This is a genomic window from Pseudomonas sp. LBUM1643 (genome assembly GCF_059716215.1).
In genome coordinates this window covers 5,369,352-5,384,543 of record NZ_CP166813.1, presented here as the reverse complement: position 1 = coordinate 5,384,543, position 15,192 = coordinate 5,369,352, and the positions used below count along the sequence as shown (strand labels likewise).

Sequence of the window (15,192 nt, the reverse complement as noted above, 5' to 3'; positions counted from 1 at the left end):
CCCCAGGTTGCTTGCGCGTATCGGAAACAGATCTACGCGCTACAATGTCGCCTTTTAACGATCATGAGGTGTGCGCTTTGACTGCTCCAGGTGCTTTGAATTCCGCTGCTGGCTCGCTTTATGTGGTGGCGACGCCCATCGGCAACCTGGACGACATCAGTGCGCGCGCGCTGAAAATCCTGCGTGACGTTGCGTTGATCGCCGCTGAAGACACCCGCCATTCCCAGCGATTGATGCAGCACTTCGGCATTCCTACGCCGCTGGCGGCCTGTCATGAACACAACGAGCGGGATGAAGGTAGCCGCTTTATTACCCGTTTGCTTGCCGGTGACGACGTCGCGCTGATCTCCGATGCCGGGACGCCACTGATTTCCGATCCGGGCTATCACCTGGTGCGCCAGGCGCGTGCCGCCGGAATCAACGTGGTACCGGTTCCGGGTGCTTGTGCATTGATTGCCGCGCTGTCGGCGGCGGGCTTGCCGTCGGACCGGTTCATCTTCGAAGGTTTTCTGCCAGCCAAGGCCGTTGGTCGGCGCGCTCGTCTGGAGCTGGTAAAGGAAGAGCCGCGTACGCTGATTTTCTACGAAGCTCCGCACCGTATCCTGGAATGCCTGCAGGACATGGAGTTGGTGTTCGGTCCCGAGCGCCCGGCATTGCTGGCGCGCGAGCTGACTAAAACGTTCGAGACCCTCAAAGGTTTGCCGTTGTCCGAGCTGCGGGCATTTGTCGAGTCGGACAGCAATCAACAGCGCGGTGAATGCGTGGTGCTGGTGGCAGGCTGGACAGCGCCGGAAACAGAAGACGCGGTCAGCAGTGAGGCAATGCGTATTCTCAATTTGTTGCTGGAGGAAATGCCTCTCAAGCGAGCCGCGGCACTGGCAGCGCAAATTACCGGTGAACGCAAGAATGTGCTCTATCAAGTTGCGCTGGATAAACAGAAGGGCGAGTAAAACCCGACGCGAAGGCATGGCTGAAGGCTTTTAGCGCTTGTTCTTCGGACGCTCTGCCGTTAACCTTCGCGGCGGAGAGTCGATTGGACAGTCGCTGCCCTCTATGAAAATTAGGGGGGGGAGGAAAGTCCGGGCTCCATAGGGCGAAGTGCCAGGTAATGCCTGGGAGGCGTGAGCCTACGGAAAGTGCCACAGAAAATAACCGCCTAAGCGCTTCGGCGCCGGTAAGGGTGAAAAGGTGCGGTAAGAGCGCACCGCACGACTGGCAACAGTTCGTGGCTAGGTAAACCCCACTTGGAGCAAGACCAAATAGGGTCCCAAGGCGTGGCCCGCGCTGGGACCGGGTAGGTTGCTAAAGATGTCCAGTGATGGCCATCGTAGACGAATGACTGTTCAAGACAGAACCCGGCTTACAGATCGACTCTCCACCTTTTTCCCCTCCCTGTTTGAGGCTTTGAACAGGGCGCAGGCAGTAGCTTTTAACCTTCCTGTCGATTGACCGCTGGAAGGGCTGAGTGATATTGATTGGCCTGCATTGATGGCATTCTAATAAACTCCTCGCTGCACCGATTTACCTCCTTCCAGAATCATCAGCTGAAGCACTTTCGTAATACCAAAAAAATCTTACTCTTAACAAACTACTTTAACTTCCGAGCGCAGCCATCAGTGCTGAATCAAGTTATTGCGCAAGATTACGCGTCAGATTCTCGTTACCCCTCCTTTTAGGCTCCTAAATCACAGTTCTGTAAGGCTTTTCCTTTACTGCGCGCCTTGACGGTGCGGTAGGCGCATTCCTATAGTGTGCGCAAGTGGCGGAAAGTGGCATGAAGTGGGTTTTTTGAGCTAAAAACGCTAATATTTGGAGAAACGCTGACGTGTTTCGCGGAGCTAACGCTATCAGTCTCGACGCAAAGGGCCGTCTCGCTATGCCGAGCCGGTATCGCGACGAGCTGGTTTCGAGAAGTTCCGGTCAGTTAATCGTCACAATCGATGCCGTTGATCCGTGTTTGTGTGTTTACCCCCTCGATGAGTGGGAAATTATTGAAACCAAACTGCGCGCACTGCCTTCGCTTCGCGAAGAGAACCGCCGCCTGCAACGTTTACTGATTGGTAATGCCGTCGACCTCGAACTCGATGGCAGTGGTCGTTTTCTGGTTCCACCGCGTCTGCGTGAATATGCCAAGTTGGATAAGCGCGCGATGTTGGTAGGCCAACTGAACAAGTTCCAATTGTGGGACGAGGATGCCTGGGATGCGGTTTCTGCCGCTGACCTGGCTGCTATTCAACAACCGGGCGCGATGCCTGATGAACTGCGTGATCTAATTCTGTGACTATTGATAGCGGCTTTAACCACATCACCGTACTGCTCGACGAAGCCGTGGAGGCTCTCGCCGTACGTCCGGATGGTTGCTATCTGGACGGCACGTTCGGTCGCGGCGGACACAGTCGGTTGATCCTCAGCCAGCTCGGTCCCGAAGGTCGGTTGCTCGGGTTCGACAAAGATCCTCAAGCGATTGCCACCGGGCAAACGCTAGCGGCCGAAGACGGCCGCTTTGTCGTTGTGCAGCGCAGCTTTGCCGAGCTGGGTTCGGAAGTGGCGGATCGCGGTCTGGCGGGCAAAGTCAGCGGTATCCTGCTCGACCTTGGCGTGTCTTCGCCACAGCTTGATGACCCGGAGCGCGGCTTCAGCTTCCTCAACGATGGCCCGCTGGACATGCGCATGGACCCGTCCCGCGGGATCAGTGCTGCCGAATTCGTCAACACCGCGCCGGCCGAAGAAATCGCCCGGGTATTCAAGGAATATGGCGAAGAGCGTTTTTCCGGTCGCATGGCCCGCGCTGTCGCCGAGCGGCGTGATATCAAACCCTTCGAGCGTACAGCCGACCTGGCGGAAGTCCTGAAGGTCGCCAACCCGGCATGGGAAAAGGGCAAAAACCCGGCTACCCGTGCGTTCCAGGGCCTGCGAATTCACGTCAATAACGAACTGGGCGACCTGGAAGCCGGTCTCGAAGCGGCGCTGGAATGCCTGGAAGTCGGCGGCCGCCTGGTCGTGATCAGCTTCCACTCGCTGGAAGACCGGATCGTCAAACTGTTCATGCGCAAACTGGTGAAAGGCGAAGCCGACAACCTGCCGCGCAACCTGCCGGTTCGGCACGTAGCCTTCGAACCAAAAATCAAAGTCCATGGCAAAGCGCAGTCCGCCTCCGAGGCCGAACTCAAAGCCAACCCACGTTCCCGTAGCGCCGTCATGCGCGTGGCGGAGAAGCTGCGGTGAGCAAGCTTTTCGCCAAGCCACTGCCAGGCGGAAGCTTTTTCATGCTGCTGCTGTTTCTCGGCGTGCTCGTGTCGGCCATCGGCGTGTCGTACAGCGCCCACTGGAACCGTCAGCTGTTGAACTCGCTGTACAACGAACTGAGCGTGCGCGACAAGGCACAAGCGGAGTGGGGCCGTCTGATTCTCGAGCAGAGTACCTGGACCGCACACAGCCGTATCGAAGTCCTGGCCACTGAGCAACTGAAGATGCGCATCCCCGGCGCAGCTGAAGTGCAGATGGTGGCGCCATGATGAAACTTGAAGGTGCGCTCTTTCCATGGCGGTTTCGCCTGGTGGTGGGTTTGCTCAGCGTCATGGTTGCGGCGATTGCCTGGCGCATTATCGATTTGCAAGTGGTTGACCGTGCCTTCCTTAAAGGCCAGGGCGACGCGCGCAGCGTTCGTCATATTCCGATTCCCGCTCACCGTGGTTTGATCACTGACCGTAACGGCGAGCCGTTGGCCGTCAGTACGCCGGTCACGACTCTGTGGGCCAACGCCAAGGAAATGCAGCAGGCCAAAGAAAAATGGCCGGCACTCGCAGCCGCGCTGGGCCAGGATCCCAAAGCCTTGACCGAACGTCTCGAGGCCCAGGCCAACAAAGAATTCATCTATCTGGTGCGCGGTCTGACCCCCGAGCAAGGCCAGTCCGTGCTCGACCTTAAAGTACCGGGCGTTTATGGCATTGAAGAGTTCCGGCGTTTCTACCCTGCCGGTGAAGTGACCGCGCACATGGTCGGCTTTACCGACATCGATGACCACGGTCGCGAAGGTGTCGAGCTGGCCTACGACGAATGGCTCGCCGGTGTCCCTGGCAAACGCCAGGTCATCAAGGACCGACGCGGCCGGCTTATCAAGGATGTCCAGGTCACCAAAAACGCCAAGGCCGGTAAGCCCTTGGCGTTGTCCATTGACCTGCGCCTGCAATACCTGGCCAACCGCGAACTGCGTAACGCGATCATCGAGAACGGCGCCAAGGCCGGCAGCCTCGTGATCATGGACGTGAAGAGCGGCGAGATTCTGGCCATGGTCAATCAGCCGACCTACAACCCGAACAACCGTCGCAACCTGCAACCGGCGATGATGCGCAACCGCGCAATGATCGACGTGTTCGAGCCGGGTTCGACCATGAAAGCCATCTCCATGAGCGCTGCGATCGAAAGCGGTCGCTGGAAGCCGAGCGATACCGTCGAGGTTTACCCGGGCACCTTGCAGATTGGTAAGTACACCATCAAGGACGTTTCCAGGAGCGAAGGTCCGGTACTCGACCTGACAGGCATCCTGATCAACTCCAGTAACGTCGGCATGAGTAAGGTCGCGTTCGATATCGGCGGCGAAACAATCTTCCGTCTCGCCCAAAAAGTCGGACTTGGCCAGGACACCGGCCTCGGTTTCCCGGGCGAGCGCGTCGGCAACCTGCCGAACTATCGCGAATGGCGCAAAGCCGAGACCGCCACGCTGTCTTACGGCTACGGCATTTCCGTGACGGCGATCCAGTTGGTCCACGCCTTCTCGGCCCTGGCCAACAACGGTCGTCTCGCGCCGCTGACCCTGATCAAGACTGACAAGGCGCCACAGACCACTCAGGTGTTGCCGGAAGCTGTCGCGAAAACCATGCAGGGCATGCTGACCCAAGTGATCGAAGCTCCGCGCGGCGTGTTCCGTGCACAGGTACCGGCTTATCACGTGGCTGGCAAATCGGGTACCGCGCGCAAAACGTCGGTCGGTACCAAAGGCTACGCCGAGAATTCCTACCGTTCGCTGTTCGCCGGCTTCGGCCCGATGAGCGATCCGCGTTACGCCATCGTGGTAGTGATCGATGAGCCGACCAAGGCCGGTTATTTCGGTGGTCTGGTTTCGGCACCGGTCTTCAGCAAAGTGATGTCCGGGACCTTGCGCCTGATGAACATCACCCCTGACAACCTTCCACCGACTCAACAGGCCAATGCCACACCGGTCGTTCCGCTGAAAGCCAATGGAGGGCGCGGCTGATGTCTCTTAGTCTGAACAAGATTTTCGCCCACGCCGGTCGCGATCTTCTGATCCGCGAACTGACCCTCGACAGCCGCAACGTGCGGGCAGGCGATCTGTTCCTCGCCGTTCCTGGCGGCAAGTTCGACGGTCGCGCGCACATCGCCGACGCATTGCAGCGCGGTGCTGCGGCTGTGGCCTATGAAGTCGAAGGCGCCACAGTGCTGCCAATCACTGATGTGCCACTGATTCCGGTCAAAGGCCTGGCGGCGCAGTTGTCGGACATCGCTGGACGCTTTTACGGTGATCCGAGTCGCCACCTGAACCTGGTTGGCGTGACCGGTACAAATGGCAAAACCAGCGTGACGCAATTGGTTGCGCAAGCGTTGGACCTGCTCGGTCAGCACTGCGGGATTGTCGGCACACTGGGTACCGGTTTCTACGGTGCGCTCGAAAGCGGCCTGCACACCACGCCGAATCCGATTGCCGTCCAGGCGACCCTTGCCGATCTGAAAAAGGCCGGTGCCAAAGCGGTCGCCATGGAAGTCTCGTCCCACGGTCTTGATCAGGGGCGAGTCACTGCGCTGGCGTTTGATGTGGCGGTGATGACCAATCTTTCCCGGGACCATCTTGATTACCACGGCACCATGCAGGCCTACGGCGAAGCCAAGGCCAAGCTGTTTGCCTGGAACGATCTTAAATGCCGCGTAGTTAACCTCGACGACGAATTCGGCCGCCAACTGGCTGCAGAAAAACGCGAGTCGCGGCTGATTACCTACAGCCTTGAAGACGCCAGCGCTTACCTGTATTGCCGCGAAGCGCAATTCGACGACGAAGGCGTACGCGCCACGCTGGTCACGCCCCAGGGCGAACACCATTTGCGCAGCACCTTGCTCGGCCGTTTCAACCTGAGCAACGTGCTGGCAGCGGTCGGCGCACTGCTCGGCCTGGATTACGCGCTGGACGAAATCCTCAAGGTCTTGCCAAAACTCGAAGGCCCGGCCGGTCGTATGCAACGCCTTGGCGGCGGCTCTCAGCCCTTGGTGGTCGTGGATTACGCCCATACGCCCGACGCGCTGGAGAAAGTACTGACGGCGCTGCGTCCACACGCCAAAGGTCGGCTGCTGTGCCTGTTCGGTTGCGGCGGTGATCGTGATCGCGGCAAGCGTCCGCTGATGGCCGAAGTGGTCGAGCGTCTGGCCGATGGTGTGCTCGTCACCGATGACAATCCGCGTACCGAAGACCCGTCGGTGATTTTCGACGACATCCGCGCCGGTTTCAGCGCTGTGGATAACGTCACATTCGTTGCCGGCCGTGGCCAGGCGATTGCTCAGCTTATCGCCGGTGCGTCGGCGGATGATGTGATTGTCCTGGCCGGAAAAGGTCACGAGGACTATCAGGAAATCAACGGCGAGCGCCACGCTTTCTCTGATCTGGTCGAGGCTGATCATGCCCTGACCGCGTGGGAGGTGGCTCATGCTTAAAGCCCTGACACTGAGCGAACTGACCGGCGCGCTGAACGCCCGTCTGGTGAATACTGATGCCACTTTCAACGGTGTCAGCATTGACAGTCGTGCGATCCAGCCAGGCCAACTGTTTATCGCCTTGACCGGCCCGCGTTTCGATGGTCATGACTACTTGAACGACGTCGCCGCAAAAGGCGCCGTTGCAGCCCTGGTCGAGCGCGAAGTTACTGACAGCACGCTTGCGCAATTGCTGGTGAAGGATACGCGCCAGGCGCTTGGCCAATTGGGTGCGATGAACCGTGCCGGCTTCACGCATCAGGTTGCAGCAATCACCGGTTCCAGCGGCAAGACCACTGTCAAGGAAATGCTTGCGAGCATCCTGCGCACGCGGGGTCCGGTACTGGCGACCCGTGGCAACCTGAACAACGACCTCGGCGTTCCGCTGACCCTGCTTGAACTCGCGCCGGAACACACCGCTGCAGTGATCGAGCTGGGTGCTTCGCGACTTGGTGAAATCGCCTACACCGTCGCCATGACCAAGCCTCATGTGGCCATTCTCAACAACGCCGGGACCGCCCACGTTGGCGAGTTCGGCGGGCCGGAAAAAATCGTTGAAGCCAAGGGCGAGATCATTGAAGGGCTGGACGCCGATGGCGTCGCCGTTCTTAATCTTGATGACAAGGCGTTCGGTATCTGGAAGACCCGTGCAGCCGGTCGCAAAGTGCTGACGTTCGCCTTGAGTAACCTCAGCGCCGATTTCTACGCCAGCGATCTGGATCGCGATACTCGCGGTTGCCCTGCGTTCAATCTGCACAGTCCTGAAGGTGTGGAGCGCGTTCAATTGAACCTGCTCGGCACTCATAACGTTGCCAATGCGATGGCCGCCGCAGCTGCCGCCCATGCGCTGGGTGTTTCGTTGTTCGGCATCGCCACCGGGCTTGGCGCAGTGCAGCCGGTCAAGGGGCGCACCGTTGCGCAACTGGCCAGCAACGGCATGCGCGTCATCGATGACACCTACAACGCGAACCCCACCTCAATGTGCGCCGCCGTTGATATACTCGCCGGCTTTTCCGGCCGCACCGTCCTGGTGCTCGGGGATATCGGCGAGTTGGGCGATTGGGCAGAGCAGGGGCACCGCGACGTGGGCGAGTACGCCCGTGGCAAGGTTTCCGCGCTTTACGCCGTCGGATCCATGATGGTTCACGCCGTAAACGCTTTCGGTGAACAGGCTTATCACTTCGCCACTCAGGCTGAGTTGATCAAGGCCCTGGACGCCGAGCAAGACACAAACACCACCATTTTGATCAAGGGTTCGCGCAGCGCTGCGATGGAAAACGTCGTCGCCGCTTTGTGCGGGTCCAGTCTGGAGAAACATTAATGCTGCTGCTGCTAGCGGAGTACATGCAACAGTTCTACAAAGGCTTCGCGGTCTTCCAGTACCTGACCCTGCGCGGGATTCTCGGTGTGCTGACCGCGCTGGTTTTGTCGCTGTGCTATGGCCCGTGGATGATCCGTACTTTGCAGAAGCGTCAGATCGGTCAATCCGTTCGCAACGACGGTCCGCAATCGCATCTGTCCAAATCAGGCACCCCGACCATGGGCGGCGCGCTGATCCTGTCGTCCATCGGCGTCAGCACCTTGCTCTGGGCCGACCTCAGCAACCGCTATGTCTGGACCGTGCTGCTGGTCACCTTGCTGTTTGGTGCGATTGGCTGGGTCGATGACTACCGCAAGGTGATCGAAAAGAATTCTCGTGGTCTGCCAAGTCGCTGGAAATACTTCTGGCAATCGGTGTTCGGCCTGGGCGCGGCGATCTTCCTTTATATGACCGCCAGCACGCCGGTGGAAACCACGCTGATCCTGCCGATGCTCAAGGACTACAGCATTCCCCTGGGCGCGGGCTTTATCGTCCTGACCTATTTCGTGATCGTTGGCTCGAGCAACGCGGTCAACCTGACTGATGGCCTCGACGGCCTGGCGATCATGCCGACCGTGATGGTTGGCGGTGGTTTGGGGATCTTCTGCTACCTGTCCGGTAACGTGAAGTTCGCGGAGTACCTGCTCATCCCTTACGTCCCGGGCGCGGGTGAGTTGATCGTGTTCTGCGGCGCGTTGATCGGTGCGGGTCTCGGATTTCTCTGGTTCAACACCTACCCGGCGCAAGTCTTCATGGGCGACGTTGGCGCACTGGCGCTGGGCGCGGCCCTGGGCACCATCGCAGTGATCGTCCGTCAGGAAATCGTCCTGTTCATCATGGGCGGCGTGTTCGTGATGGAAACCCTGTCGGTGGTCATTCAGGTTGCCTCTTTCAAGCTGACCGGGCGCCGCGTATTCCGCATGGCACCGATTCACCACCATTTTGAACTCAAGGGCTGGCCCGAGCCACGCGTGATCGTCCGTTTCTGGATCATCACCGTGATTCTGGTACTGGTCGGCCTTGCCACCCTGAAGCTGAGGTAGAACGAGTGTCTCTGATCGCTTCTGACCACTTCCGCATCGTTGTCGGCCTCGGCAAGAGCGGCATGTCCCTGGTTCGCTTCCTGGCGAACCGGGGCACGTCGTTTGCTGTCGCCGACACGCGGGAAAATCCACCGGAACTGGCCACGCTCAAGCGTGACTATCCGCACGTGGAAGTGCGTTGTGGCGAGCTGGACGTCGAATTCCTGTGCCGTGCCGACGAGCTCTACGTGAGCCCCGGCCTGGCGCTGGCGACCCCGGCCCTGCAGGCTGCCGCCGCCCGTGGCGTGAAATTGTCCGGCGACATCGAGCTGTTCGCGCGTCACGCGAAGGCGCCGATCGTTGCCATCAGCGGTTCCAACGCCAAAAGCACCGTCACCACGCTGGTCGGCGAGATGGCGGCTGCGGCCGGTAAGCGTGTTGCCGTCGGCGGCAACCTCGGCACGCCAGCGCTGGATTTGCTCAGCGACGACGTCGAGCTGTACGTGATGGAACTGTCGAGCTTCCAGCTTGAGACCACTGATAACCTCGGCGCCGAAGTGGCGACCGTGCTCAACGTCAGTGAAGACCACATGGACCGCTACAGCGGCCTGCCGGCCTACCACTTGGCCAAGCACCGGATCTTCCGGGGTGCCAAACAGTTCGTGGTCAACCGCCAGGACGCCCTGAGCCGCCCACTGATGGGTGAGGGCCAGCCTTGCTGGACCTTCGGTTTGACCAAGCCTGATTTCAAGGCCTTCGGTATCCGCGAAGAAGAGGGCGAGAAGTACCTTGCCTTCGAATTCCAGAACCTGATGCCCGTGCGTGAATTGAAAATCCGTGGCGCCCATAACCAGTCCAACGCCCTCGCGGCCTTGGCGCTGGGGCATGCGGTCGGCCTGCCGTTCGACGCCATGCTTTCGAGCCTGCGCACCTTTGCTGGCCTTGAACACCGCTGCCAGTGGGTTCGCGACTTGAATGGCGTGAGCTACTACAACGATTCCAAAGCCACCAACGTCGGAGCCGCGTTGGCCGCCATCGAAGGGCTGGGCGCGGACATCGACGGCAAACTCGTGTTGATCGCCGGTGGCGACGGCAAGGGTGCCGACTTCAAGGACCTGCGTGATCCGGTGGCAGTCAACTGCCGCGCCGTGGTGTTGATGGGCCGCGACTCCGACCTGATCGGCCAGGCCATCGGCGATGCCGTGCCATTGATTCGCGTCAGCTCGCTGAACGAAGCAGTGGAGCAATGCCGCGCCATCGCCGAGCCGGGTGATGCGGTGCTGCTGTCGCCCGCCTGCGCCAGTTTCGACATGTTCAAGAACTACGAAGAGCGCGGAACGTTGTTCGCCCGCGCCGTGGAGGACTTGGCATGAGTCTGAAAAATATCATCAAGCCTTACCCGTCGCCGATCATCACCGGGCGCGGTATCGACCTCGATTTCCCGATGCTCGCCGGTTGCCTGGCATTGCTCGGCCTGGGTCTGGTCATGATTGCATCTGCGTCCACCGAAGTGGCGGCTGTGCAGTCCGGCAGTGCTCTGTATTACATGATCCGCCACCTGATTTATGTGGTGTTGGGCCTGGGTGCCTGCATCGTCACCATGATGATCCCGATCGCTACCTGGCAGCGCCTCGGCTGGCTGATGCTGATCGGTGCGTTCGGCTTGCTGGTGATGGTGATCATCCCGGGCATCGGCCGTGAAGTGAACGGTTCGATGCGCTGGATCGGCTTCAGTTTCTTCAACGTTCAGCCTTCCGAGATCGCCAAGGTGTTCGTGGTGATTTACCTCGCCGGTTACCTGGTGCGTCGCCAGAAAGAAGTGCGTGAAAGCTGGATGGGCTTCTTCAAGCCGTTCATCGTGCTGCTGCCAATGGCCGGTCTGCTACTGATGGAGCCGGACTTCGGTGCCACCGTCGTGATGATGGGCGCTGCCGCAGCGATGCTGTTTCTCGGTGGGGTCGGGTTGTTCCGGTTCTCTCTGATGGTGGTTCTCGCCGTCGCGGCGGTGGTGTTGCTGATTCAAGTTCAGCCCTATCGGATGGCGCGTCTGACCAACTTCGCGGATCCATGGGCTGACCAGTTCGGTGCGGGTTATCAGCTGTCCCAGGCATTGATCGCTTTCGGTCGTGGCGAGTGGCTGGGTGTTGGCCTGGGTAATAGCGTGCAGAAGCAGTTCTACCTGCCGGAAGCCCACACAGACTTCGTGTTCTCGGTTTTGGCAGAAGAGCTGGGCGCCGTGGGTTCCTTGTTCACTGTTGCGCTGTTCACCTTCGTCTGTATTCGTGGCATGTACATCGGCTACTGGGCCGAGAAAGCCAAGCAATTCTTCGCGGCTTACATCGCCTATGGCTTGTCGTTCCTGTGGATTGGTCAGTTCCTGATCAACATCGGGGTGAACGTCGGTCTGTTGCCAACCAAAGGCCTGACACTCCCGTTCCTCAGCTATGGCGGTAGTTCGTTGGTGATTTGCTGTGCCTGTCTTGGCTTGTTGCTGCGTATCGAGTGGGAGAGTCGAACCCACCTGGGCAGCGAAGAGATGGAGTTCCAGGAAAGTGACTTCGCCGAGGAGCCGACCCATGGGCGCTAACGTGCTGATCATGGCAGGCGGCACCGGCGGCCACGTGTTCCCGGCACTGGCGTGTGCGCGCGAATTCCAGGCCCGCGGTTACACCGTGCATTGGCTCGGCACTCCGCGCGGTATCGAGAATGAGCTCGTGCCTTTGGCTGGTATCGAGCTGCACCGGATCAATGCCAGTGGGCTGCGGGGCAAGGGCAAATTGTCCCTGCTCAAGGCACCGTTCATGTTGCTCAAATCGGTATGGCAGGCACGGGCGATCATTCGTCAGCTGCAGCCGGTCTGCGTTGTTGGCTTCGGTGGATATGTGACCGGCCCGGGTGGCGTTGCCGCCAAACTGGCTGGCGTTCCGGTGATCGTTCACGAACAGAACGCCGTGGCCGGTACCGCCAATCGGTTGCTGGTGCCGTTGGCCGCCCGAGTCTGTGAAGCATTCCCCGACACCTTTACCCTGTCGGACAGCCGCCGCACCACCGGTAACCCGGTGCGTACCGAGCTGTTCCTCGAAACACCGCGACAGGCCCTGGCCGGTCGCAAGGCGCGTTTGCTGATCCTGGGTGGAAGCCTGGGCGCAGAACCGTTGAACAAATTGTTGCCTGAAGCCCTGTCGCAAGTTGTCGCTGACCTGCGCCCGGAAGTGTTTCATCAGGCCGGCAAAAACCACGATGAAGTGACTGCAGAGCGCTATCGCGCGGCTGGCGTCGAGGCGCAAGTGCAGCCTTTCATCAAAGACATGGCCCAAGCCTATGGCTGGGCCGACCTGGTGGTGTGCCGCGCAGGCGCGCTGACCATCAGTGAACTGGCCGCCGCCGGTCTGCCCTCGATGCTGGTGCCTCTGCCCCATGCAATCGACGATCACCAGACCCGCAACGCCGACTATTTGGCCCGTGAAGGCGCTGCCTTCCTGATGCCACAAAGAACGACCGGCGCAGCGGATCTTGCCGCGCGCCTGACAGAGGTCCTGATGCAACCACAACGACTCACCGACATGGCTCTTGCCGCACGCCGACTGGCCAAACCCGACGCTACCCGTAACGTTGTCGATACCTGCCTGGAGGTGGCCCATGGTTGAGAATCAGAAAGCCATGCCGCAACCGGAAATGCGCCGTATCCGTCGTATCCACTTCGTCGGTATCGGCGGTGTGGGCATGTGCGGTATCGCTGAAGTGTTGTTGAACCTGGGCTACGAAGTGTCCGGTTCCGACCTGAAAGCCTCGCCGGTCACCGAACGTCTCGAATCCTTTGGTGCGCACATCTATATCGGCCACCGTGCCGAGAACGCAGCGACTGCAGATGTACTGGTCACCTCGAGTGCCGTGAACACCTCCAACCCGGAAGTTGCCACTGCCCTGGAGCGTCGTATTCCCGTGGTACCGCGCGCCGAAATGCTGGCGGAGCTGATGCGCTATCGCCACGGCATTGCCGTCGCCGGTACCCATGGTAAAACCACGACGACCAGCCTGATCGCCTCGGTGTTCGCAGCCGGCGGCCTGGACCCGACATTCGTGATCGGTGGCCGACTGAATGCAGCGGGTACCAATGCCCAGCTTGGCACCAGCCGTTACCTGATCGCCGAAGCCGACGAAAGCGACGCCAGTTTCCTGCACTTGCAGCCGCTGGTTGCCGTGGTCACCAACATCGACGCCGATCACATGGCGACCTACGACGGTGACTTCAACAAACTGAAGAAAACCTTCGTCGAGTTTCTCCACAACCTGCCGTTCTACGGTCTGGCAGTGGTGTGCCTGGACGATCCGGTGGTGCGTGAAATCCTGCCTCTGGTCAAGCGTCCGACCGTGACCTATGGCTTCGGCGACGATTGCGACGTGCGTGCGATCAATGTGCGTCAGCAGGGCATGCAAACCTTCTTCACCGTACTGCGCCCGGATCGTGATCCGCTGGACGTTTCGGTGAACATGCCGGGCAACCACAACGTATTGAACTCACTGGCGACCATCTGCATCGCCACCGATGAGGGCGTCAGCGATGAAGCCATCGTCCAGGGTCTGTCCGGGTTCCAGGGTGTTGGCCGACGCTTCCAGGTCTACGGCGAACTGCCGGTCGAAGGCGGCAACGTGATGCTGGTCGATGACTACGGTCACCACCCGACCGAGGTCGCCGCGGTGATCAAGGCCGTGCGCGGTGGATGGCCGGAGCGCCGTCTGGTGATGGTCTACCAGCCGCACCGCTACAGCCGCACCCGCGACCTGTACGACGATTTCGTCAATGTACTGGCCGAAGCCAACGTTCTGCTGCTGATGGAAGTCTACCCGGCCGGTGAAGAGCCTATCCCGGGCGCAGACAGCCGCAAGCTGTGCAACAGCATCCGTCAACGCGGCCAGCTCGACCCGATCTACATCGAGCGTGGCGTCGATCTTGCGCCAGTGGTCAAGCCGCTGCTGCGTGCCGGCGACATCCTGCTGTGCCAGGGCGCCGGTGATATCGGTGGTCTCGCACCGAAACTGTTGAAGAGTCCATTGTTCGCGGGTGCCGTTGCCGCACCGAGCGTGGGGAAGTTGAAATGACCGCTGCATACGCCAACCTCGTCTCCACTGTCGCGCCGAAAGACTTCGGCCGCGTTGCCGTGCTTTTTGGCGGCAAGAGTGCCGAGCGTGAGGTCTCCCTGAAGTCGGGCAACGCCGTTCTCGAGGCGCTGCAAAGCGCGGGTGTGGACGCGTTCGGTCTCGACGTCGGCGATGATCTGCTGCAGCGTCTGCTGAACGAAAAAATCGATCGCGCCTTCATCATCCTTCACGGTCGTGGCGGTGAAGACGGCAGCATGCAGGGCCTGCTGGAATGCCTGGGTATTCCCTACACCGGCAGCGGCATCCTTGCGTCGGCGCTGGCCATGGACAAGTTGCGGACCAAACAGGTCTGGCACAGTCTGGGTATTCCTACGCCGCGTCATGCGGTACTGGGTTGCGAGGCCGATTGTATTTCTGCAGCGACGGAACTGGGCTTCCCTTTGATCGTCAAACCGGCCCATGAAGGTTCAAGTATCGGCATGGCCAAAGTGACTTCCGCGTCTGAGTTGATCGACGCCTGGAAAGCGGCCAGTACCTACGATTCGCAAGTGTTGGTCGAGCAATGGATTCAAGGTCCGGAGTTCACCATCGCCACCCTGCGTGACCAGGTGTTACCTGTGATTGCCCTGGGCACGACGCACAGTTTCTACGACTACGACGCCAAGTACGTGGCTTCCGATACGCAGTACCGGATTCCGTGCGGTCTCGACGTCGACAAGGAAAAAGAATTGATGGACCTCACGGCGAAAGCCTGTGAGGCGCTGGGTATCGCCGGTTGGGGCAGGGCAGACGTGATGCAGGACGCCGACGGGCAGTTCTGGTTCCTGGAAGTCAACACCGCTCCCGGTATGACCGATCACAGCCTGGTGCCGATGGCGGCCCGTGCTGCCGGTCTGGATTTCCAGCAGTTGGTTCTGGCCATTCTGGCCGCAAGCATTGAGCCGCGAGGGTAAG

At 60.0% G+C, this 15,192-nt stretch carries 13 protein-coding genes and 1 other RNA gene; all 14 read left to right on the top strand.

The window, feature by feature from the left end; all coding sequences use genetic code 11:
• The first annotated feature begins 44 nt into the window (after positions 1-44).
• Positions 45-950, top strand: coding sequence for a 16S rRNA (cytidine(1402)-2'-O)-methyltransferase (rsmI, locus tag ACA063_RS24235; protein ID WP_497663661.1), 906 nt, complete (start codon positions 45-47; stop codon positions 948-950).
• Positions 951-1,025: 75 nt separating this feature from the next.
• Positions 1,026-1,379, top strand: an RNA gene (rnpB, locus tag ACA063_RS24230) — RNase P RNA component class A.
• A gap of 446 nt (positions 1,380-1,825) precedes the next feature.
• Positions 1,826-2,281: a division/cell wall cluster transcriptional repressor MraZ gene (gene mraZ / locus ACA063_RS24225; protein WP_008147486.1), complete on the top strand. Its 456-nt coding sequence runs from the start codon at positions 1,826-1,828 to the stop codon at positions 2,279-2,281.
• On the top strand, positions 2,278-3,225 hold the full coding sequence (gene rsmH, locus ACA063_RS24220) for a 16S rRNA (cytosine(1402)-N(4))-methyltransferase RsmH (protein ID WP_497663660.1): 948 nt from the start codon (positions 2,278-2,280) through the stop codon (positions 3,223-3,225). The genes mraZ and rsmH overlap by 4 nt, the downstream gene beginning before the upstream one ends.
• Positions 3,222-3,515 carry a cell division protein FtsL gene (ftsL, locus tag ACA063_RS24215; RefSeq protein ID WP_110964807.1) on the top strand — a complete coding sequence of 98 codons (294 nt, stop codon included), beginning with the start codon at positions 3,222-3,224 and terminating at the stop codon, positions 3,513-3,515. The genes rsmH and ftsL overlap by 4 nt, the downstream gene beginning before the upstream one ends.
• Positions 3,515-5,254, top strand: coding sequence for a peptidoglycan D,D-transpeptidase FtsI family protein (locus ACA063_RS24210; RefSeq protein ID WP_178114290.1), 1,740 nt, complete (start codon positions 3,515-3,517; stop codon positions 5,252-5,254). The genes ftsL and ACA063_RS24210 overlap by 1 nt, the downstream gene beginning before the upstream one ends.
• A complete protein-coding gene (locus ACA063_RS24205; RefSeq protein ID WP_194692699.1) occupies positions 5,254-6,717 on the top strand; it encodes a UDP-N-acetylmuramoyl-L-alanyl-D-glutamate--2,6-diaminopimelate ligase in 1,464 nt (487 codons plus the stop codon). The genes ACA063_RS24210 and ACA063_RS24205 overlap by 1 nt, the downstream gene beginning before the upstream one ends.
• Entirely contained in the window at positions 6,710-8,077 is a 1,368-nt protein-coding gene (locus ACA063_RS24200; protein ID WP_497663659.1) for a UDP-N-acetylmuramoyl-tripeptide--D-alanyl-D-alanine ligase, read from the top strand. Before ACA063_RS24205 ends, ACA063_RS24200 begins: the two co-directional genes overlap by 8 nt.
• Positions 8,077-9,159, top strand: a complete 1,083-nt coding sequence (gene mraY, locus ACA063_RS24195) for a phospho-N-acetylmuramoyl-pentapeptide-transferase (protein WP_162437234.1) — start codon at positions 8,077-8,079, stop codon at positions 9,157-9,159. Before ACA063_RS24200 ends, mraY begins: the two co-directional genes overlap by 1 nt.
• A gap of 5 nt (positions 9,160-9,164) precedes the next feature.
• The gene (gene murD, locus ACA063_RS24190) at positions 9,165-10,511 is read left to right on the top strand and encodes a UDP-N-acetylmuramoyl-L-alanine--D-glutamate ligase (protein WP_497663658.1); all 1,347 of its coding nucleotides are present in this window, start codon (positions 9,165-9,167) and stop codon (positions 10,509-10,511) included.
• The gene (ftsW, locus tag ACA063_RS24185) at positions 10,508-11,725 is read left to right on the top strand and encodes a putative lipid II flippase FtsW (RefSeq protein WP_490146400.1); all 1,218 of its coding nucleotides are present in this window, start codon (positions 10,508-10,510) and stop codon (positions 11,723-11,725) included. Before murD ends, ftsW begins: the two co-directional genes overlap by 4 nt.
• Positions 11,715-12,785 carry an undecaprenyldiphospho-muramoylpentapeptide beta-N-acetylglucosaminyltransferase gene (gene murG, locus ACA063_RS24180; protein ID WP_497663657.1) on the top strand — a complete coding sequence of 357 codons (1,071 nt, stop codon included), beginning with the start codon at positions 11,715-11,717 and terminating at the stop codon, positions 12,783-12,785. Before ftsW ends, murG begins: the two co-directional genes overlap by 11 nt.
• Positions 12,778-14,238: a UDP-N-acetylmuramate--L-alanine ligase gene (murC, locus tag ACA063_RS24175; RefSeq protein WP_497663656.1), complete on the top strand. Its 1,461-nt coding sequence runs from the start codon at positions 12,778-12,780 to the stop codon at positions 14,236-14,238. Before murG ends, murC begins: the two co-directional genes overlap by 8 nt.
• Positions 14,235-15,191: a D-alanine--D-alanine ligase gene (locus ACA063_RS24170; protein WP_497663655.1), complete on the top strand. Its 957-nt coding sequence runs from the start codon at positions 14,235-14,237 to the stop codon at positions 15,189-15,191. The genes murC and ACA063_RS24170 overlap by 4 nt, the downstream gene beginning before the upstream one ends.
• Position 15,192 lies beyond the last annotated feature (1 nt).